The 20858-nt window shown below is 48.8% G+C and carries 19 protein-coding genes and 2 riboswitches; of the genes, 5 read left to right on the forward strand and 14 right to left on the reverse strand.

What is annotated here, in order from left to right; translation table 11 throughout:
* Nucleotides 1-57: 57 nt before the first annotated feature.
* From ASF12_RS12550 to ASF12_RS12580, 7 genes are all read right to left on the reverse strand, one after another.
* Nucleotides 58-849, reverse strand: a complete 792-nt coding sequence (locus ASF12_RS12550; protein WP_056034844.1) for a hypothetical protein — start codon at nucleotides 847-849, stop codon at nucleotides 58-60.
* Nucleotides 850-1090: 241 nt separating this feature from the next.
* The gene (locus ASF12_RS12555) at nucleotides 1091-1291 is read right to left on the reverse strand and encodes a hypothetical protein (RefSeq protein WP_056034846.1); all 201 of its coding nucleotides are present in this window, start codon (nucleotides 1289-1291) and stop codon (nucleotides 1091-1093) included.
* Between the two features lie 13 nt (nucleotides 1292-1304).
* A complete protein-coding gene (locus tag ASF12_RS12560; RefSeq protein ID WP_056034850.1) occupies nucleotides 1305-2177 on the reverse strand; it encodes an SPFH domain-containing protein in 873 nt (290 codons plus the stop codon).
* A 501-nt stretch (nucleotides 2178-2678) separates the two neighbouring features.
* Nucleotides 2679-3479: an ABC transporter permease gene (locus tag ASF12_RS12565; RefSeq protein WP_056034985.1), complete on the reverse strand. Its 801-nt coding sequence runs from the start codon at nucleotides 3477-3479 to the stop codon at nucleotides 2679-2681.
* A 5-nt stretch (nucleotides 3480-3484) separates the two neighbouring features.
* Entirely contained in the window at nucleotides 3485-4501 is a 1017-nt protein-coding gene (locus ASF12_RS12570) for an ABC transporter substrate-binding protein (protein WP_056034852.1), read from the reverse strand.
* A 182-nt stretch (nucleotides 4502-4683) separates the two neighbouring features.
* Nucleotides 4684-4832: riboswitch (guanidine-I (ykkC/yxkD leader) on the reverse strand.
* A gap of 105 nt (nucleotides 4833-4937) precedes the next feature.
* Complete coding sequence (locus ASF12_RS12575; protein WP_056034855.1) at nucleotides 4938-6113, reverse strand: asparaginase; 1176 nt, start codon at nucleotides 6111-6113, stop codon at nucleotides 4938-4940.
* 214 nt (nucleotides 6114-6327) lie between these two features.
* Nucleotides 6328-6476, reverse strand: a riboswitch (guanidine-I (ykkC/yxkD leader).
* A 50-nt stretch (nucleotides 6477-6526) separates the two neighbouring features.
* Complete coding sequence (locus ASF12_RS12580; protein ID WP_056034858.1) at nucleotides 6527-7702, reverse strand: asparaginase; 1176 nt, start codon at nucleotides 7700-7702, stop codon at nucleotides 6527-6529.
* Between the two features lie 187 nt (nucleotides 7703-7889).
* On the opposite strand from ASF12_RS12580, the gene ASF12_RS12585 reads away from it, so the two are divergent.
* Both ASF12_RS12585 and ASF12_RS12590 read left to right on the forward strand, forming a co-directional pair.
* The gene (locus ASF12_RS12585; RefSeq protein WP_056034861.1) at nucleotides 7890-8465 is read left to right on the forward strand and encodes a TetR/AcrR family transcriptional regulator; all 576 of its coding nucleotides are present in this window, start codon (nucleotides 7890-7892) and stop codon (nucleotides 8463-8465) included.
* A gap of 94 nt (nucleotides 8466-8559) precedes the next feature.
* Nucleotides 8560-10383 carry an alpha/beta fold hydrolase gene (locus tag ASF12_RS12590; RefSeq protein WP_056034864.1) on the forward strand — a complete coding sequence of 608 codons (1824 nt, stop codon included), beginning with the start codon at nucleotides 8560-8562 and terminating at the stop codon, nucleotides 10381-10383.
* An 8-nt stretch (nucleotides 10384-10391) separates the two neighbouring features.
* Here the strand turns inward: ASF12_RS12590 and ASF12_RS12595 are convergent, their stop codons facing one another.
* Nucleotides 10392-11027, reverse strand: coding sequence for a DUF2306 domain-containing protein (locus tag ASF12_RS12595; RefSeq protein ID WP_056034867.1), 636 nt, complete (start codon nucleotides 11025-11027; stop codon nucleotides 10392-10394).
* A gap of 145 nt (nucleotides 11028-11172) precedes the next feature.
* Here ASF12_RS12595 and ASF12_RS12600 point away from each other — a divergent pair, with 145 nt between their 5' ends.
* Complete coding sequence (locus ASF12_RS12600) at nucleotides 11173-11769, forward strand: TetR/AcrR family transcriptional regulator (RefSeq protein WP_056034870.1); 597 nt, start codon at nucleotides 11173-11175, stop codon at nucleotides 11767-11769.
* Nucleotides 11770-11888: 119 nt separating this feature from the next.
* Nucleotides 11889-12911: an iron chelate uptake ABC transporter family permease subunit gene (locus ASF12_RS12605; RefSeq protein ID WP_056034873.1), complete on the forward strand. Its 1023-nt coding sequence runs from the start codon at nucleotides 11889-11891 to the stop codon at nucleotides 12909-12911.
* A gap of 92 nt (nucleotides 12912-13003) precedes the next feature.
* Here ASF12_RS12605 and urtE read toward each other — a convergent pair whose 3' ends face one another.
* The 6 genes from urtE to ASF12_RS12635 form a co-directional block, all read right to left on the reverse strand.
* A complete protein-coding gene (gene urtE, locus ASF12_RS12610; protein WP_056034875.1) occupies nucleotides 13004-13717 on the reverse strand; it encodes an urea ABC transporter ATP-binding subunit UrtE in 714 nt (237 codons plus the stop codon).
* Nucleotides 13695-14474 (reverse strand): urea ABC transporter ATP-binding protein UrtD, encoded by a 780-nt coding sequence (gene urtD / locus ASF12_RS12615; RefSeq protein WP_056034878.1) that lies wholly within the window; start codon nucleotides 14472-14474, stop codon nucleotides 13695-13697. The genes urtE and urtD overlap by 23 nt, the downstream gene beginning before the upstream one ends.
* Nucleotides 14443-15528, reverse strand: coding sequence for an urea ABC transporter permease subunit UrtC (urtC, locus tag ASF12_RS12620; RefSeq protein WP_056034881.1), 1086 nt, complete (start codon nucleotides 15526-15528; stop codon nucleotides 14443-14445). Before urtC ends, urtD begins: the two co-directional genes overlap by 32 nt.
* A 24-nt stretch (nucleotides 15529-15552) precedes the next feature.
* Nucleotides 15553-16458 carry an urea ABC transporter permease subunit UrtB gene (gene urtB / locus ASF12_RS12625; RefSeq protein ID WP_056034884.1) on the reverse strand — a complete coding sequence of 302 codons (906 nt, stop codon included), beginning with the start codon at nucleotides 16456-16458 and terminating at the stop codon, nucleotides 15553-15555.
* 110 nt (nucleotides 16459-16568) lie between these two features.
* The gene (gene urtA / locus ASF12_RS12630; protein ID WP_056034886.1) at nucleotides 16569-17831 is read right to left on the reverse strand and encodes an urea ABC transporter substrate-binding protein; all 1263 of its coding nucleotides are present in this window, start codon (nucleotides 17829-17831) and stop codon (nucleotides 16569-16571) included.
* Nucleotides 17832-18318: 487 nt separating this feature from the next.
* Nucleotides 18319-19716: an MATE family efflux transporter gene (locus ASF12_RS12635; protein WP_056034888.1), complete on the reverse strand. Its 1398-nt coding sequence runs from the start codon at nucleotides 19714-19716 to the stop codon at nucleotides 18319-18321.
* A 158-nt stretch (nucleotides 19717-19874) separates the two neighbouring features.
* Between ASF12_RS12635 and ASF12_RS12640 the strand changes: the two genes are divergently transcribed.
* On the forward strand, nucleotides 19875-20759 hold the full coding sequence (locus tag ASF12_RS12640; protein WP_056034891.1) for an AraC family transcriptional regulator: 885 nt from the start codon (nucleotides 19875-19877) through the stop codon (nucleotides 20757-20759).
* The last annotated feature ends 99 nt before the right edge of the window (nucleotides 20760-20858 follow it).

A 20858-nucleotide genomic window follows, 5' to 3' on the forward strand; every position in this document is an offset into this window, starting at 1 on the left:
ACGATTATGTTAGATAATGTAACATTAAATATAACGCTATATAAACAACTCACCCTTCTACGGCATTGAGTATGCGTCTAATTGCTCCTCTCGGTTTAGCGAAATAGTAATCTTCTTGATTTTTCGTTCACTTGAAGCGAGCCAATTTCGAACTTCTTCAAACCCCGTTTTAGATGATTGCAGATCAGCCGAAGCCATCCAAAATTGATTATTATCTACCCATTCGTAGTCAGGAATCGGCCAAGTTGGCGTGTACATATACACCTCGCCCAGTTCCGCCCTCTCATATGGAACAACCTTCATCTGCACCAAATCAACAGCAAACAACACATTCCGGACAATCTGCCCGCCCTCATTGTAGCCAAATCTCAATAACAGCCTATTTTTCTCTGGAGAAAGCTTATAATCTTGAAAAATGCCGTCCGCCAAGCCAACGCTCACAAGCCCGGAATTACTTTCCTTCACCAAAATAGTCGAGCATTGCTTATTGCCACAATTGTACTTCAGCAAAATAAAACGTTCTTGATCAGCGATATCGAGCATTTCCAATTGAGTCCGTTTGACTTCTTTTTCAATATCAGCAGCATGAGCTTGCAAGCCTAAATATTCCTTATAGAGCGGGATATCGCCAATAGCCAATTCCACCTTCTCGCCGTTAGCCCCTTCGACCACGAGCACCTCAGGTCCAACCTTCTCCGTTTCCAAGCGAACCGAATCAGCCGCATCTGTACCGGCAGGAACCTCCTTATGATTGCCCTTCAAGAAATAAACAGCCGCTGCTCCCGAGACAAATACAAATGCCATCACAATAACAAGCACCAGAGATGAACTCTGCCGCTTTTTGTTCATTTTCATCCCCCCATCTGCTATACCATTAACCCTCATGCCTGCAACATACATACTAATAGCTTTAAAGTAAACGACGCTTCCTTCCATAAAAAAGTTACAAGGCAGCCGCGCTCGTTTAATGACCGCTGACCCAGTGAATCCCCCACCTCAAACAAAGCCAAACAGCAGCTTATCGTCCTTAGACGGCAGCTGCTGTTTGGCTTTGCTCTTGCCCATAATCAGGCTCTCTATCTGCTTCTCTCTATTCCTTAGGCTCACCAGCAATTTCCGGAGGCTCGGCTGGTTTTGGCTTTGGCAGCCTGCCAGAGCGGCTAAGCGCCTCGCGCAGCAGAAACTCAATATGTCCATTAACGCTGCGAAATTCCTCATTAGCCCATTGCTCCAGAGCGCGGTGAATGTCAGGATTCAGTCGGAGCGGAAAAGCTTTCTTTTCTTTTCCCATTATCGACAGCTCCTTACGTGTACAAAGACCCGGTATTAATGACCGGAGTAGCAGAACGATCCGATACGATCGCCACCATCAGATTGTTGACCATCGCCGCACGCCGCTCCACGTCCAGCTCAATTCCACTATCCTCCAATTGCTTCAACGCCGCATCTACCATACCAACTGCGCCTTCAACGATTTTCTGGCGAGCCGCCACAATCGCTGTCGCCTGCTGCCTTTGCAGCATCGCGCTAGCAATTTCCGGCGCATAGGCCAGATGCGTCAGCCGCGTCTCAATCACTTCAACTCCCGCAACAGCAAGCCTGCTTTGCAGCTCCTTGAGCAGCTCTTCAGCCACTTCCTCCGAATTGCCTCTGAGCGACATCGCATTCTCATCCGTATGCGTATCATATGGGTGCTGCGCCGCCGTGTGGCGAACAGCCGTCTCGCTTTGGATTTCCACGAAACGCTCATAATTGTCGACATCGAAGCTGGCACGGGATGTATCCGTCACTTTAAATACAACAACCGCTCCAATTTCAATCGGATTGCCGTCAGCATCATTGACTTTCAGCGTATGGCTGTTAAAGTTGCGCACTTTAAGCGACACCTTCTGCTTGTTCGTCAGCGGAAGCGTCATCCACAGCCCCGCATTCCTTACCGTACCGATATATTTTCCGAAAAAGGTGATGACCTTCGCTTCATTAGGCTGCACAATCGTCAGCGAGGAAGCGGCGATAATAAAAACAAGAATCAGCAAAGCACCTGCAATAATCAAAAGAAAGTCCGGCTGTGAGTCCGATGCGCCAAACACAATAAGAATAACTCCCCCAACAAGTGACAATATGCCAATGAGCAATGCTAAAAATCCATTCACATGCCAAGCTTTGTACTCCTTCATCTGTCAGAACACCCCTTAGTATTAATTTGATATATTTATGATATCACTTTTTACATTTATATGCAAGCAAGCGCAAACAGCTGAAGCCGTCCTCTGGCGGCAAAGCTGTCGTTTCGCGCAGAAATATAGAGAAAGGCTGGAAAAATCATATACTATCCTATAATTTAAAAAAGGCCCACAATCCTCAGGGAAATCTCCCTATTGGACTGCAAGCCTCGCATAGCAGGTACTGATATTCTTTTTTAACATCCCGATCCCGATCGAATGCTTCGCGTTCTTCATTTCAGGAGTTCACACCCTTCACCAAGGTAGACTTGGCGGACACAACAGCCGCTATTTTAACAAAATCAAGGGTTACGGCCAGACAGCGGACTCAGGAGCAGCTAACGCACTCCCCATCACCATTTTGACAGGATTATATAGGTGATAACGGATTCCCTGTCCGCTTACGGCCCAAAATCAGATCAAAAGCCAAAATAGCGGAACCTCAGTCCTCGAACGCTATACCCAAGGAAATAATCTGCGGTTCAAAAAGGCAAAAATGCGGTCGCTAATCAAGCCCAGCAATCCAATGACGAAAATACCAACAAAAATTTCCTCCGTATTCAAAAATCGCTGCGCCTTCATAATCGCATATCCCAGCCCGCTGTTAACCGCAACCAACTCCGCCACAACCAGATACGTCCATGCCCAGCCGAGAATAAGCCGCATCGTGTGCATGAGCTGCGGTTGGATCGCCGGTATCAGCACCGTCTCAATCGCCTTCCAACGACCTGCTCCAAGCGTAAAGGAGGCTTGCAGCAAATCTTGCGACACCCTGCGCGTATTGTCAGCTACCATCAGCACCAGCTGGAAGAAGCAGCCGATGAAAATAAGCAGCACCTTGGCCCACTCCCCAATCCCTGCCCATACCATAATAAGCGGAATGAAAGCGACCGCCGGCATATAGCGAATAAATTCCATCGGCGGCTCCACCAGCGCTTCGCCGAACTTGAACGTTCCAGCCAATATCCCGATGGGAATGCCCAATACACATGCCAACAGGAAGCCCGACATTACGCGAAATAAGCTAACGCCAATATGATTCCAATAATCAGAGCTGCCGAGCAGCTCTATAAAGGTAGTCAGAACGACATGCGGCTTCGGCAAAAATACAGGGTTCACTGCCTCCGTATAGCTCAGCAGCGACCAGAGCAGCAGAAGGAGCAGAAAAGAGCAGCTAGCTGTAAGCGCAAACGCCCGGGGGCCGATATCTTTAAAAATCTGTATCCGATGCGGCTTCCGCCGCCGAACTGCTTTCATCGCCATCACTTCCCTGCTGTTGTATTTTTGACGAATTGCGAGTCGAATAGTCCGCTCACGTCATCTATGTCACCGACCATATCAAGTCCGCGCAAGAAATTCGCCGTCTGCCCCGCCGTATACTCAAGCGAGGTATATTCATCACGCTTCTCAAAGGCATGGACATTATCCGCTTGAGAGAACAGCTTGATGCCGTCAAATCCCAGCTTGAGATCCTCCGGGGTCGTTTCCGCCTTAGCAGCGAGCAGCTTCAGCACTTCTTCCTGATTGGCTTCATAATACGCAAGCGCATCGAACCAAGCATCCACCACCTTCTGCACTTCAGCGGAACGCTTCTGCACGACCTCTTCACGGAACACAAGCAGATCCGGAATAAGCCCCGGCGTATCTTTAGAAGAGAACAACACCTTCCCCTTGCCCTCCTTCACCGCAATCGTCTGAAACGGCTCCCACAGCACAGAAGCATCTGACTTTCCCGAAATAAAAGCGGGTCCCGCATCATTTACCGTCATATTGACGTAGTTCACATCTTCTTCCTTCATGCCATTTTGCGCCAAGGCAGTCAGCAGCAGCAAATGATCGACAGTTCCAAGCTCCGTCGCAACCGTTTTTCCCTTCAAATCCTGAATCGACTGAATTTCCGGTTTGCTGACAATAGCATCGCCGCCAAAAGAATTGTCATTTACCAGAACCGCTTTAAGCGGAATTCCTTTTGAAAAAGGAGCAAGCGTATCGCTCAGCGTCTGGCTGTTCGCATCGACTCTCCCCGTTGCCAAAGCTTGCAGCGAGTCGCTGTATACCGGGAAAAACTCCAGCTTGACGTTAACGCCATGCTTTTCAAAAAAACCTTTTTCCTCTGCTACATACCACATATACCAGCCCGGCCACGGGCTTAGGGCAATCGTAATCGGCTCCCCTCCCCCTCCTTCCTCCGCTTTGCCTTCTGAACTGCTGCAACCCGACACAACAAACACCGACACGACAAGCAACCCTAAGAGCCAAACCTTCCACGACCGTCTCATTGTCCCACCCCTTGTCTTTATAGCTCCAGCCCCTGAATAACGGGAGATTGGGCTAAGCGTAAACAGCTGTCACCGTCCTCTGGCAGCAAAGCTGCCATTTCGAGGGTGAAATATAAAAATGTATAAGTATGTAACTCATACATTTTTACATTTCTAAAAAAACAAAAGCCTAGGAGATTGTGATCTCCCAGGCTTTTATCCTTCCGTGTTATACAGCGGTTGCCGCCATCTCTCAATGGGTGCACGCTCGCCGTACGCCGTCTCTTGGACCAGACTTGATAAGGCGCAAGCACGCTTGCAGCCTTTCAACGGAACCCTAGACAGCTTGTCGTTCCCGATGTGTACAACATTTATCTGTATTATAGTAGGGCATCCAACACTCTGTCAATACTCATGTCATGTTAATTTACGTCGTTTTTATCTAAAATGCTTTGTATTATGCAGCAGCTTTCACCGTAGTATCTTCCGGCACTTCCAACGCACCGTAAGTAGTGAACCATTTTTGCATAGTCGGGAAATCGCTTGTGTAAGTCAGAGTCAGCATAAGCAGAATACGAGCATGAGCTGCATTCAAGTTATCCCCTGCCAAAATCCCATCGCTGCCGCCATAAACATTGCCCGATCCGGTTCTTGTCGTCGTTACGAAAACAACACCCTTCTCAATCGCCTTCGTACGCTCTTCTCTCATTGCAGCGGAAATGCCGCCAGCTCCTGTACCCGCTGTAACAATCCCTTTTGCTCCGCCGTCTACGAAGCCTTTGATCGCCTCGCCGCCAGCTCCTTGATACGAATACGCAATTTCAACCTTCGAGAAGCCGGCCTTCGGCAGCTTGGACAGATCAAACGGCGTTGCCCACTCTGCATCGGTTTTCAGCGCTCTTGTCGGCACACGGTAAATTTGAATAATCGATTCATCAATGTAGCCCAGTGGGCCAAATCCTGGCGACTCAAATGTGTCAAGACGCAGCGCGTTTGTTTTCGTCACTTCACGCACAGCATGAATCTCATCATTCAGCATGAGCACGGTGCCGAATTTCTTCGTCTTGCCGCTCGCCGCCAGCTTGATCGCATTGAACAAGTTCGCCGGAGCATCGCTTCCGATTACTGTCCATGGACGCATAGAGCCTGTAATAACAACCGGCTTCGAGCTGCGAACCGTAAGATCGAGGAAATAACCGATCTCCTCCATCGTATCCGTACCCGTCGTAACGACTACACCGTCGTATTTCTTCAACGCTGCATCTACTGTCATCGATAGGCTTGCCAGATCATCCATCAGATAAGCCGATGAGCCTTTGTTGCCAAATTGTACAGTCTCAACGTCTGCCATCTTATCCAGATTCGGCAGGCTCTTCACCATATCTTTAATTAAAAGCGTACCTGCACGGTACGTTTGAAAGCTTGTCTCATCCGTCGATTGTCCAGCAATCGTGCCGCCTGTACCAATAACCAAAATGTTAGGGAGCTTCGATTTTTGGAAGGAAGCAGGCACCTCAGGGAAAGCAATTGCCTGAATAGCAGCCTCAGCGGCTCCTACGGGAGAAATAAATGTTACGAGTGCGATAATGGCAGAAAGCGAAAAAACAGTCATCCTTTTAATAGACAGCATCATCTTGGTTCCCTCCACTTAACTATAATGTAATCTCTATTGCGTTATATTATCTCACATATTTAAATCAAACAAGTGACTTTATACCTATATGTGTAAGAATAACTAACATAAATTTAATGACGGTGTGAGGTCTTCTGCTAAAACAATCCAACCGCGAGATCGCCTTGTCCCGCTCCTTATATTTCTAAAAAAAACAAAAGCCCGGGAGATTGTGATCTCCCAGGCTTTTATCCTTCCGTGTTACACAGCGGTTGCTGTCATCTCTCAATGGGTGCACGCCCGCCGTACGCCGTCTCTTGGACCAGACTTGATAAGGCGCAAGCACGCTTGCAGCCTTTCAACGGAACCCTAGACAGCTTGTCGTTCCCGATGTGTACAAGGAACCATATGTTTTTCATCTAAAATGCTTTGTATTATGCAGCAGCTTTCACCGTAGTATCTTCCGGCACTTCCAGCGCACCGTAAGTAGTGAACCATTTTTGCATAGTTGGGAAATCGCTTGTGTAAGTCAGAGTCAGCATAAGCAGAATACGAGCATGAGCTGCATTCAAGTTATCCCCTGCCAAAATCCCATCGCCGCCGCCATAAATATTGCCCGATCCGGTTCTTGTCGTCGTTACGAAAACAACACCCTTCTCAATCGCCTTCGTACGTTCTTCCCTCATTGCAGCGGAAATGCCGCCAGCTCCCGTACCCGCTGTAACAATCCCTTTCGCCCCGCCGTCTACGAAGCCTTTGATCGCCTCGCCGCCAGCACCTTGATACGAATAAGCAATTTCAACCTTCGAGAAGCCGGCCTTCGGCAGCTTGGACAGATCAAACGGCGTTGCCCACTCTGCATCGGTTTTCAGCGCTCTTGTCGGCACGCGGTAAATTTGAATAATCGATTCATCAATGTAGCCCAGCGGGCCAAATCCTGGCGACTCGAATGTGTCGAGACGCATTGCATTTGCTTTCGTCACTTCGCGCACAGCATGAATTTCATCATTCAGCATGAGCACGGTGCCGAATTTCTTCGTCTTGCCGCTTGCTGCCAGCTTAATCGCATTGAACAAGTTCGCCGGAGCATCGCTTCCGATCACTGTCCACGGGCGCATAGAGCCCGTAATAACAACCGGCTTCGAGCTGCGAACCGTAAGATCAAGAAAATAACCGATTTCCTCCATCGTATCTGTACCTGTCGTAACGACTACACCGTCGTATTTCTTCAACGCTGCATCCACTGTCATCGACAGGCTTGCCAAGTCGTCCATCAGATAAGCTGATGAGTCTTTGTTGCCAAACTGCACAGTCTCAACGTCTGCCATCTTATCCAGATTCGGCAGGCTCTTCACCATATCTTTAATTAAAAGCGTACCCGCACGGTACGTTTGAAAGCTTGTCTCATCCGTCGATTGTCCAGCAATCGTGCCTCCTGTACCAATAACCAGAATGTTAGGGAGCTTCGATTTCTGGAAGGAAGCAGGCACCTCAGGGAAAGCAATTGCCTGGATAGCAGCCTCAGCGGCCCCTACGGGAGAAATAAATGTTACGAGTGCGATAATGGCAGAAAGCGAAAAAATAGTCATCCTTCTAATAGATAGCATCATATCGAATCCCTCCAGTTAACAACAATGCAGTCATTATTGTATTATATTATCTCATATGTATATATTTAACAAGAGATTTTATAAGGGTAACTGGCATTCATTTTATGATAATGTGATAGGTTCTATTGAAGCAGTCTGCGCATGTGCAAGCATTGACAAAATAATTTTAGTGCTATACAGTACTAGTATGAAAACAAAACAATCCAACCGCGAGATTGCCTTGCACACGGCCCAACAGTTATTTTTGAGCAAAGGTTATTTGGTTACGAGCATGGATGACATCGTTGCTGCCAGCAAAGTGTCCAAAACGAATATCTATTATTATTTTAAAAGCAAAGAAGAGCTGCTGTCCGCCATTATTGAACGGATGATCAGCCAATATGAAAGCTTATTCCAGCACATTGGCAGGCAGACTGACATCCCTGTACTTACGCGTCTGGATAAATTAGTCCAGCTATTGACCGAGCAGGATGTACGCTGCCTTGGCGGCTGCCCATTTCTGACCCTCTATACGCAGGCGCCGCTGGAGAACGGACCATTCCGCGAGCAGTTTCGCCATTTTTTCCAAAGCCAGCTTTCCTTTATTGAGCAATTGCTGCATGAAGGGATAGCACGCCAAGAGCTCAAGTCCGATTTGCCCGTTGAACCAACCGCCGCGCTCATGCTGTCTACGATTGAGGGAGCTTTATTTTTGCAGCATGCCAGCCAGAATCCAAATACCGTTCAACATGCGTTTCATGCTTTAGCAGCCTTGCTAAAGTAATTTTTTTGAACATTTTAGTACTAAATAGTACTATTTCTTGAGAAGATAATTACCTCTTAACTAATAAAATGATCGATACAAAAGGAGCAAGCACATGGCACATTTATTTGTTACGGGCGGTACAGGATTTATTGGACAACGATTGATACAGACACTTGCACAAACCAAGCAGCACATAACCGTTCTCGTTCGTTCTTTAAGCAGATATGAGCAGCTTTTGGACAAGCTGGACCTTCAGCAGCATAACGAGTACATCAAACCGGTATGCGGTGATTTGACGCAGCCTTTATTAGGTTTGAATGAAGAGGATTTGGCACGAGTGAAAACAGCAGAAGTCATTATTCATGCGGGAGGCCCTATGGATATCAGACTGAGCGACGAGCAGGCAAAACAAGTGTTTTTACAAGCCTCGCAGCATATGGCTGATATAGCCTCACTTATTCATGCGGAGACGACGCTGCGCCATTTTATCCATTTGGTCGGCTTTAAAAGCCCCTTTCGCAATGAGGATCTATCGCAAAAAGAGCAGGCTATTGCGTCTCTCAACCATGAGCCGCCTTACGAACAAGCCAAGTTCCTTGCAGACCTGCACATGCGGGAGCAAAGTACAAAGCAAGGCTATCCCCTGTCCGTCGTTCACCCCGGCGTCGTCATTGGCGATTCCGCAACAGGAGAGACGGAGCAGCTCGGCGGTCTAGGTCTGTTAGTTGATGCTGCACGCCGAAAGTTGATGGCGCTTGTGCCGGGAGGCGAGAAATATTGGCTGCCCCTGTTCCATCTCGATCACGCCGCAGCCTTTATCGCCGCACTTGCCCAAGAAGAGCAGCCCATCAGCCAAACGTATTATTTGCTGCAAGCAAAGGAAGACAACCCTAATATGAGGCAGCTTATTACAACGATGGCAGAGGAGCTTCGCGTAGCAAAACCCATTGGTTCTCTGCCTCTTAGCTTCTTATCCAAGGTGCTTGGAAGCCCGCTGGGCAGCAAGCTAGGCATTCCCCAAGAATCGCTGAGCTTTGTCGTAGACGATTCTTATTCGCTCGATTCAGCCCGACATATCCAACAAAAATATGCGCTGGACTACAGGGTAACGCCGTCCGCTCTGCGCCATACGATCACTGACCTCGATTTTCGCCTCTCGCATTCAGTGACGGCACATAAAGGCTACAAGCAGAGCAAGTTAGGCAATATGACTGCACTGCACAATAACAATAACAGCGGAAATCCGATTATTTTCATACCTGGCACCTTTAGCGGAGCGGATTGCCTGATTCCTCTGGCTAATCATTTTCAGAATGCCAACGTATGGCTCCCTGACCTCCCCGGGTTGGGCAGAAGCCCTTATCACCACAACTCCCATGTAATTGACGGCCACGTGGAGAGTTTTATAGAATCCATCGAAGCAATGGATACTCCCGTTACCTTAATCGGGCATTCTTACGGAGCGCTCCTCGCTGCCAAAGTCATGGAGCGCCTGCCGGAGCGAATTCAAGCGCTCGGACTGCTGCAGCCCGTTTTTCATCCGGCACCGTCCATGTATAAACAGCGCTGGCTTACAGAAATGGCGCTCTCACGCATGAGTGAGGCTGCGCTGGTGAAGTCGCTGATCAAGCAAAGCTGCTTCGAATCAGAGGCACAAATTCCAGCTGAATATATCCGTTATGTGCAGGAGGAGCTGCGCTCACCGCGGGTAAGAAAAACACTTGCCGAGCTATTGCGCGAACTGACACGCCCGCAAAGCTTTCAGCTATCGCCGGAGCAGTGGGATGAGAAGAAGGTGCATATTTTATGGGGAGAGAAGGAGCGGAATTATGAACTGCCTGATCGTTACCGCCATTTGAAGCTGAGCAGCCTTCCTTATGGGCATCATTTTCCGATTTCTCATCCAGAGCAAACTGCCCAGCTGCTGTTGCAATAGCTCCTGCATTAGGCAGGCCTACGTCTATAAATAAATTGAATAACCAACTCTGCAATTAGAAGGTTCAAGACAATAGATCCATAGACGCCGATCGTGTAGCTGGTGACGTAATCCAAGCCAAACCCTTGCTGCGATACAAATGTAAGGCTATGAATGAACATGTTTGTAAAGCAAAAAACATAGCTTCTTACCATCCATTTGCGATGCTTGACCACCTGCTTCTTTCTAATTTGAACAATTGCCGCAATTGTCATCGCTGTCCATGCCATATTGATTATATTGAAGGGAATGCTGTTGATTTTCCCGCCTGTCGTATAAGGGGCCATATAGCCTGAGCTAAGGACGACAACAAGAACGGCAATCAAATACACATAGCCATTGACACGGTGAAGCTTTCTAAAGCGGGCTAATACTTTTCCTGAAAAATTGACTGCCCCGGATACCATCGCAAGGCTTGCGAACACAATATGCACATACATGACAATCAGCCAGGCGGCCGCATTGGTCGGGCGTTTCGTTTTATGCTCCAAGAAGGCGGTCGCCTGTGGGTCATAGAAGAAATTTTGATAAACGACGTAACCGATGTAAATCACTGCTGCGGCAACCATTAAGGAATATAAGGACCTGCTTGATAGAGACTTCATAAGCTATTTCTCCTCCTCTTAAAAACCGAACCGTTCGGTATTTTTATTGTAGCTCATTCGCTTCTTTGTTTCATCTGCAAAATGTTACAATACTTAGACAACCATGAAACGAGAGCTGTAACTATAGAGAGGAGATTGACCGCCCATGCGTAAAGGAGAAAAAACACGCCGTCATATTATTATAAAATCGGCGGAGCTTTTTAATCAAAAGGGAATTACGGGATCGTCGATCCAGGATATTATTGAGGCAACTGGCGTAACGAAAGGCGGTATCTATCGGAGCTTTAGCAGCAAGGATGAAATTGCTCTTGAAGCTTTTGCCTATGCGGGAGAAGTGCTGCAAGAGCATTTCGAGAAGGCCGTGGGAAGTGCAGAAACAGCACTCGGCAAAATCATGGCGCTTTGCCATATTTACAGTGATACAGTCAACAATACTCCAATAAAGGGCGGCTGCCCGTTTATTATTAGTGCAGTCGAAAGCGATCACGCTTTTCCTGCTCTTCGCGGACATACGATTGCCGCTTTTGAAGGCTCGCTTGCCATGTTACAGGAGATTTTGAAGCTAGGCATAGCCAGAGGCGAATTTCGGGCGGATTGCGATTTAGAATCAACCGCCTCCTTTATCTTCTCCTCCCTAGAAGGAGGCATTATGGTCAGCCGGCTCACACAGGATAATAAATATGTGAATTATTCTATAGATAATATAGAAACATTTTTAAAGGCCACAATCGCCGTTTCTTAATTGAAAAATAGATTTGCCAGCGGTCGCCATACTAAGGTGATGAACAGTCCGGTTAAAATTTCCCTGCTATATTTCCGATATAAAGGAAAATAGATTTTTTCAGGAAGGACTAACGATTCATGACTACACGTACGAAAGCGAACCCGCTGTTTGTCTCTGCCTTGTTTATTTTAGGGCCTATTCTGGTGATTGCTTGTTTTGCTTGGTCTTTGTCTACGGGGCCCATGGGGTTTACACTTAATGACTTTAAACAAGCTATTCTTGTAAAATATTGGGAGGCCGATGCGTACGTGGTATTGACGACATTGCGGCTCCCTAATACCATAGCCATTGCATTAGCAGGAGCAGCACTGGCCTGTTCCGCAGCTATGCTTCAAGGGCTGACACGCAATCGTCTGGCTGCACCCACAACTTTTGGACTGACAGAAATGGCAAGCCTCTCCTTACTCGTTACTTGGTCTAGCATAACTAGTATGCAAAATTCAATTAGCGTTTCTACTCTTACAGTAGCAACCACTATGGTAGGTTGTATACTAGGCTACATCCTTCTATACGCCGTTGTTCGTTTACTAAAAATTTCTACGTCCTCCATCCAGCTTATTTTGGCTGGCGCCTTCATTGGAACAGCCGCTCACTTTATCTTGGCGCTGCTTTATATGCTTAACCGATTTAGCGAGGAAGCCACTATCTCTTCCATTCGGGGGCATGGCATTTTCAAAGGAGAGTCATATACTCTGGCTTTTGTAATTATTGCTGCCCTAATTGCCGCCACCTTGATGTCCAGCCTTATTTCCAAACACTATAATAATGAGAGAAGCGCTGGAGTTATTGTTCACATCCTGTCCACTGTAATCATTACCATTATGACTGGCATTGCCGTATGGTTTGTTGGTCCCGTAGCATGTGTAGGATTTGCATCATCAGTCTTACTAAGTAAATGGTGTGGAAATAATTACAGCATTATTATTCCAGGCTCAGCTATAATCGGAGCCATTATCTTATTACTTGCAAATATATTCAGCAAATCTCTCTCCCCCATTTTCGAAATGCCGCTTGCCCAATTCACCAACGTGTTTGCCATTCCCTTATTTATTGTTATGCTATGGAGTTATTATCGCAAAAAGAAAGCCTTACTCTTCTAAAGGCTCCTGCCTAGAGTAAGACTTTCATTTTTCTCTTGTTATCTGCTTTGAAGCGGGGATGCCAGAACCGAGGTAAGGGATGAATCGGGGCATTAAACCGTCAAATACTTTTTGATTACGTCGTCGCTCAGCTGCGCGAGTGTTCCTTCCCATGCGATAGCGCCCTTTTCTAATATATAAAAATAATCGCCCACGCTTTTTACAAAGTCGAGGCTTTGTTCAACGAGCAAAATCGCCGTCTGGCCATCCGCCTTAATGGAACGAATGACCTCGCGGATATCATCCACGATGGAGGGCTGAATCCCCTCGCAAGGCTCATCAAGCAGCAGCAGCGACGGCTGCGATGCGAGCGCTCTGGCGAAAGCGAGCTGCTGCTGCTGCCCGCCGCTGAGATCACCGCCGCGCCGCGCATACATTTCCGGCAGCACCGGAAATTTCGCAATGGCATCGGGCGGGATCATATTCGCTTGTCCGCGCCCTCGCTTCTCCCGCGGCGCAGCCTCCAAGCCAATAAGAATATTTTCGTATACGGTGAGCTGCCCGAAAATCTCTCTGCCCTGCGGCACATATCCCATGCCGCTCTTCGCCCTTCTGCCCGGTGCGCGCTTCGTCAGATCTACGCCGTTGTAAGCTACTGTTCCATGGCGTGCTTTCAACAGCCCCATAATGCTTTTCATTAACGTCGTTTTGCCGACACCGTTACGCCCGAGCAGGCACACAACCTCGCCTGCCTCCACCTTTAACGATACATCGCGCAAAATAATGCTTTCTCCATAACCCGCCTCAAGCTGTTGAACGGCTAACATCTGCATCCCGCCTTTTTCCCAAGTACACCTCCGCTACCCGGTCATCCCGCTGCACATCCTCCATCGTGCCTTCCTTGAGCAGCTTGCCCTCGTGCATAACGGTCACCTTGCTTGCAAAGCTGCGCACAAATTCCATATCATGCTCAACGACAACGATGGAACGTTCACGCGCAATTTCCTGAAGCAGCTCCCCCGTCTTATCCGTCTCCTTATCGGTCATGCCGGCCACCGGCTCGTCGAGCAGCAAAATATCCGGCTCCTGCAGCAGCATCATGCCGATTTCCAGCCACTGCTTCTCGCCATGCGACAGCCCGCCAGCACGGCTATCTTCTTGATCTGCCAGCCCGATCATCTCCAGCTGCCGCTTCATCCGTTTCTGTTCTCCAGCCTGAAGCCTTGCAAACAGAGTAGCGAACACCCCGCGCCGCTGGCGCAGCGCGATCTCCAAATTTTCCAGCACCGTCATGGAGGGGAAAATAGATGGGGCCTGAAACTTGCGGCCGATGCCCAGCTCCGCAATTTGATGCTCTTTTTTTCGCGTAATGTCGATATCGCCATTGAATGTGACCTGCCCCTTTGATGGCCGCACCTTGCCGCAGATCACATCGAGCATCGTCGTTTTTCCCGCGCCGTTCGGACCGATTAGGAAGCGCAGCTCTCCTTTTGCCAAGGTAAGACTCATGCCCTGAATGGCTTTAAATCCGTCAAATTCTACCGTCACATCATTACACTGCAGGATACTCAATGGTTGGCTCATTTTTCGTCACCCTCCGCTTTTTGCCGAGCTTGATTTTGCCAAGCAGTCCCGTTAAGCCATTCGGCAGGAATACAACAACGATGACAAACATCGCACCGAGAAAATAAGTCCAGCCTTCGGGGTAAGAGGTGCTGAATTCGCTTTTTGCCCAATTGAGCAATACAGCGCCCAGCGCCGCCCCAATTAAAGTGCCGCGCCCGCCAATGGCCACCCACAGCACCATTTCAATGGAGGGCACGATGCCCATCATGGAAGGCGAAATAATGCCAACATGGAGCACAAACAACATGCCCGCGATACCCGCAAATGCGGCAGATAAAGTGAAAATAGCCATTTGGTACATCGCAGGATTATAACCGATGAAGCGCACGCGGTTTTCCCCGTCGCGAATGGCGCGAAGCACCTTGCCGAAGCGGCTGCCGACAACGTAGCGGCAAGCTACAAAAACAGCAATCAGCACCAGCACCGTAACAAAATATAAAATCCGCTTCGTATCAGGGGAGGCGAGCGAAGCGCCCAATATTTTTCCAAACCCCGTCACGCCATTCGTCCCGCCCGTAAAAGCCTGCTGCCCGACGAGCAGCGTCGTCGTAATAATAACCAACGCCTGCGTCAAAATCGTGAAATAAACGCCACGAATTCGATTGCGGAAGGTGAAAAAGCCGAGAAATAGCGCCAGGAGCGCGGGCATTATTATGCCCATCGCTACCGCAAAGCCAAAGCTGCTGAACGGCTGCCAGAACAGCGGCAGCTCCTTAAGCCCGCTCCAGCCCATGAAATCCGGCAGCTTACCGCCGCTCGCCTCCAGCTTCAAGTACATCGCCATCGCATACGCGCCAATTCCAAAAAAGATGCCATGGCCGAGGCTGAGAATGCCTGTATAGCCCCAAATCAAGTCCAGTCCTAGCGCCACAATAGCAAAAGCAAGAAATTTTGCGAGCAGATTGAGGCGGAAATCACTTAAAAACATCGGCGCCGAGAACAACGCCGCGGCCGCAGCCGCATAACCTGCCAAAATCCACAATCGCTGGGGTGATAACCTTCGCTGTTCCATTTTCACCCGTCACCCCTTTCCCTATTAATCAAGCGAGCGTGTACGCATTGCCACAAATCCGGAAGGACGCCATTGCAGGAACGCCACTATGCATAGGAACACCAGCACCTTGCCGAGCGAAGCATTCGTCCAATATTCAAACATTGTATTAAATACGCCGATCCCGAGTGCGCCAAGCACCGTACCAACCAGCTTGCCGACACCGCCAAGCACGACGACCATGAACGCATCAACAATATAATAGGTGCCCAGAGAAGGGCCGATTGGCCCCATCAGCGTTAAGGCACAGCCCGCAATTCCTGCGATACCTGAGCCAATCGCGAAGGTCATTGCATCTACGCGGCGGGTCGATACGCCAAGGCACGCCGCCATATCGCGATTTTGCATAACGGCACGCATGCGTCGCCCTTCAAGGCTGCGGTAAATATAGAAGTACATGGCGATCAGACAGGCCGCGACCAAGCCGACAATGAACAGCCTTTTGTAAGGAAGCACGACATCGTTCAATATGCGCATGCCGCCATTCAGCCATGAAGGGCTGGTCACCGCCACATTGGGAGCGCCAAATATGGACCGTGCTAGCTGCTGAAGTACAAGGCCTACGCCCCAGGTTGCCAGCAAGCTGTCAAGCGGCCTGCCATACAGATGGCGAATCAGGCTGACTTCCAGCAAAAGGCCAAACAAGAATGCAATCAGGAAGCTCGCCGGAATTGATAAAACAAAATACCAGTTGAACCAGGAGCCCGGCATATAGGCGTGAAACAGATTTTGCGTCAAATAGGTGGAATAAGCGCCAATCATAATCAGCTCGCCGTGGGCCATATTAATGACCTTCATTAAGCCGAACGTAATGGCCAGCCCCAGTGCGATAAGCAGCAAAATCGAGCTTACACTAATGCCATTGAACAGCTGCAAAATAAATACGTCCATTCCGCTCTTCACCTCCTGCGATGGCTTGCGCCATCGCCATTATCCCGCTGCTGTTATAGGCATTTCAAGCCCAAGGGGCGTTCCGAAAGCATGAGCCGAGCCTAAATTTCCTACTCAGATGGCTGTATGCTTGCAGCCCATTCATAGCTTTTCAAATAGGGGTCTGGCTTCACGGCTTCACCGGAATTCCACAGCTCTTTAAACTGTCCGTCTGCTTGAACCTCGCCAATCCTTACGGTTTTGTAAATATGCTGCGTCTCGCCGTCAATGCGCACCTTGCCTTCTGGCGCATCCCACTCCAGCTCCTTCGCAGCCTCCTTTACTTTGGCAACATCAGTAGAACCCGCCTTCTCTACGGCTGCTTTCCATAAGTACACTGCTGTGTATCCAGCTTCAATCGGGTCAGCCGTCACTCGATCCTCGCCAAATTTCTTCTTATAATTCGCTACAAAAGCCGTATTGGCCGGGGTATCCGTCGTCTGATAGTAGTTCCATGCCGCTAAATGCCCTTCCAGCACATCAACACCGATGCCGCGGATTTCCTCCTCCGCTACCGATACCGACAATGTCGTCAAATCCTTTGCGGAAATGCCTGCATCCTTCAGCTGCTTGAAGAAAGCGACGTTGCTATCGCCGTTCAGCGTGTTAAATACGATGTCCGGCTTTGCTTCTTTGATTTTGCTAATAATGGTGCTGTAATCCGTATGTCCTAGCGGCGTGTATTCCTCACCAACCAGTTCTCCGCCCTTAGCCTTGAGCTGTTCTTTAATAATCAGATTAGCCGTGCGTGGAAATACATAATCTGATCCGAGCAGATACATTTTTTTGCCGCGATTTTCGAGGAGCCAGTCAACAGCTGGCACAATCTGCTGGTTCGTCGTCGCTCCCGTGTAGAAAATGTTCGGCGATGCCTCCAGCCCCTCATATTGCACCGGATACCAGAGCAGTCCATTCAATTCTTCAAATACCGGCTTCATCGCCTTGCGGCTCGAGGAGGTCCAACCCCCGAACACCGTCGCCACCTTATCTTCGGAAATCAGCTTGCGTGCTTTCTCGGCAAAGGTCGGCCAATCCGATGCTCCATCTTCAACGACCGGAATAATTTGCTGGCCCAGTACGCCGCCTGCTGCATTAATTTCTTCAATGGCCATCAGCTCTGCATCTCTTACGGACACTTCACTAATCGCCATCGTACCGCTGAGCGAGTGCAGAATCCCTACTTTAATGCCTTCTGCCGCCGCAGTTCCACTACTTCCCCCCGCGGTTTCCGAAGGTGTGGTTGAGGCTGTCTCTTTATTCCCCCCGCATGCCGACACTACAAGGCTAATAAGCAATAAGATCATTCCCGCTTGAATTACATTTCTGTTTTTCATTTCTCCACTCCCCTAAGTTAAGCATTATTTGTATAAGAGCTATCTAAAAACCGAACGTTAAGAGAAATTATGTATGGATCGTTCGTTCAGAGGCAACGTTCGCAGGTTCATTATAGATTGGCAATTTATCTCATGTCAATATATCTAACACAACTTTTTCTGATTCTATTTCATTCGACAAAAAACTTGTTTTTATGACATAATTATTCAGTCTAAAGATGATTCCAGCGCCTCATTTGCGCATCGCCTCACTCTCCCCTTTATATTAAAGTTATTTTATCTAACATGAAATTAGACTTCCAACTTGCTTTTGCGTAGCGCTATGCCCCTTGATCATTCGCTGCTCTTGTTCTCAAGCACAAAAAAGCAGCTATACGCTTAGCGCATAGCTGCTCTATCTATTGTTTATTGTTACGATTTCCTTTTGTTGCGTCTGTATTTATCATCGCTTAATCTTGAACGGCACTTCAAAGCTCTGAGCCCGTCATTACTTAGCAAGTGCACCCGAACCCGCTGCTAAACCTTGTGCAGCCTTATGCTCCAGTTCATGCTGCCGCTCAGCTTTGAGCAGAAATTTCCTACCCCGCCAGCGCAGCAGAGCAAGTGTGCCCCGAATGTACTCATCCAAAATCATGCAGGCATAAATGCCGAGCAGACCCCAGCCCATCTCGATGCCGACCCAGTAGGCCAGCCCCGTTGCAATTAGCCACATGGAGATTAGCGAGCTCCACATCGTAAACCTTGTGTCACCGACTGCGTTTAGCGCATTTCCCATCGCCATATTGACCATTTTGCCTGGCTGCAAGATTAGGTTAAGTCCTAGCAGAGAGACGCCGAGCGCTATTATTTCATGATTTTGCGTAAATAAACCGAGCAGCTGCTTGCCGAATAAGAAGATAAGCGTGGCATTGACCGTAACGATGGCAAGCCCGATCCACATGGCGCGATACGCTATGCCATAAGCTTCTTTAATTCTTCCCGCTCCATACAAATGAGCAATTTGAATTTGCACTGCCAAAGCAATGGAATAGCCCAGCATAAAGCAAAACGATTCCAGTGTATTTAAATACGTTCGAGCTGCCAGCTCATTCGTGCCGAGCATCGCCAAAAAAGTATAAATAAGCAGCTGCGTAAACACCCAGCAGGACATATTGATGCCAAGCGGCCAACCGATTCTCAGCACATCGCCAAACAGCTTGCGGCTGAATTTTGCAAGATCGCGAATCCGAATCGTATGTTCAAAGGCATGCATGAACATAACAAACAGCACCGTGACGGCGAGCAGACGACAGATGACCGTCGATATCGCTACCCCTTTCAGCCCCCACTCCGGGAAGCCGAACGCGCCAAAAATAAACGCATAGTTGAGAACCACATGTACAATGTTCATGCCAATGGCTGTATACATCGGTCCCTTTGTATTGCCGGTGTTGCGAATCGCCGTACTAAGCGCCGCCATCAAGGAAATGAGCATCATGCCCCCGCCTACGATGGAAATATAAGTTTCAGCAAGCGGCATTAAATGCTCTGGCAGCTTGAGCAGCGAAGCAATTTGCCCCGGCATCGTATACAGTACGATGCTTAGCCCAATCCCAATTATGCCGCTCACACTGACTGCCATTATCGCAATCGTCCGTGCTTCCTCGCTTTTGCGAGAGCCCAGCTTTTGGGCAATGAGAATGCCGGCTCCACTCGCCACTGTAATAAACAGCGTCGTGAGCGCCTGAAACAGCTGATTGGAGAAGCCGACAACGGCAACCGCCTGATCGGAAATCCGGCTTACCATCAGCGTATCTGCCGCACCTAGCAAAAATTGTAAAAATAATTCAATAAAAATCGGCCATGCCAGCAGCCACAGCGAAAATTTTTTGTTCGTTACTGCCATTTTCCTATCTCCCTCTGGAGCCAGCCTTGCTCGCTCTTCCGCTGCTCTTGTATCATTCGTCATCTCAAATTATAGATGCTATACTGAGCATGATGTATCATTTTCAAAACCGAAACTATTAAGATACAAACTTCACAGCAAGGAGGAAGCACGGCCACATGACGATGATTCATTTGACGATTCCCCCGCTTCCCCATTACATTATAGGCGGCCTCTCCATCGCCCCGGCAGGACGCAGACACCCGAGCAGAAGAAATATTGGCGTGTTCGACCTGCTCGTCGTGACGAAAGGCTGCCTTTATATCGGTGAAGAGGAGCGGGAATATGAGGTGCATGCTGGTCATGCGCTCATTTTGCGGCCCGATGCTTACCATTATGCGACAATGGCATGCCAAGAAACTACAGCTTACTACTGGATTCATTTCCAGACGACCGGAGCATGGAGCGTTTCAGAAAGGCTCGCCGATCAGCAGGCTGGCGGCGGCAGCCTTGAGCGTATACAAAACAATAACTATTACACGATGCCAACCTTTACAAAACAACTCCCGCAATTTGCAAAACTGCTCCAGCCTTCCCGCATGGACAGCCTGCTGCGGCAGCTTGTGCAGTTGAATACGAATGATCATATTCCCGGGGTCAAGTGGAAGCAGCAGCTCGCTTTCCAGGAAATTATGGAGCAGCTTTCCGCCTCCTTGGAGGTAACTGGACCTTCTCCCTCCGCGTATTGCGCCGAGCAAGCCGCCTCGTATTTGCGTGAGCACTACCGTGATAACATAACCGCACAGGAGCTAAGCGAGGCCGTTAACTTTCATTCTGTCTACATTGCCAGATGCATGCAAAAAGAGTTCGGCTGCGCGCCCTTCGATTATTTAATGCGCTTCCGCTTGGAGCAGGCCAAGCTGCTTCTGCTTCAAACGGACCTTGCAGTCGCCCGCATTGCCGAGGAGGTCGGCTTCAATCAGCCTGCCTATTTCACCTCCTGCTTCTCGCGTTATGAGGGGCTCTCGCCGCGCCAATATCGCCAGCGCTTCTCGCATGGCTAAACGCGTGCGCCAAGCAGGCACAGCAAAAATCCCCATGCCGTCAGCTCTTTAGCTGGACATGGGGATTTTTGCGTATCCTTAAAGCTTATCGCATGCATG

It is taken from the genome of Paenibacillus sp. Leaf72, from assembly GCF_001422685.1.
In the GTDB taxonomy this organism is placed as follows: domain Bacteria; phylum Bacillota; class Bacilli; order Paenibacillales; family Paenibacillaceae; genus Pristimantibacillus.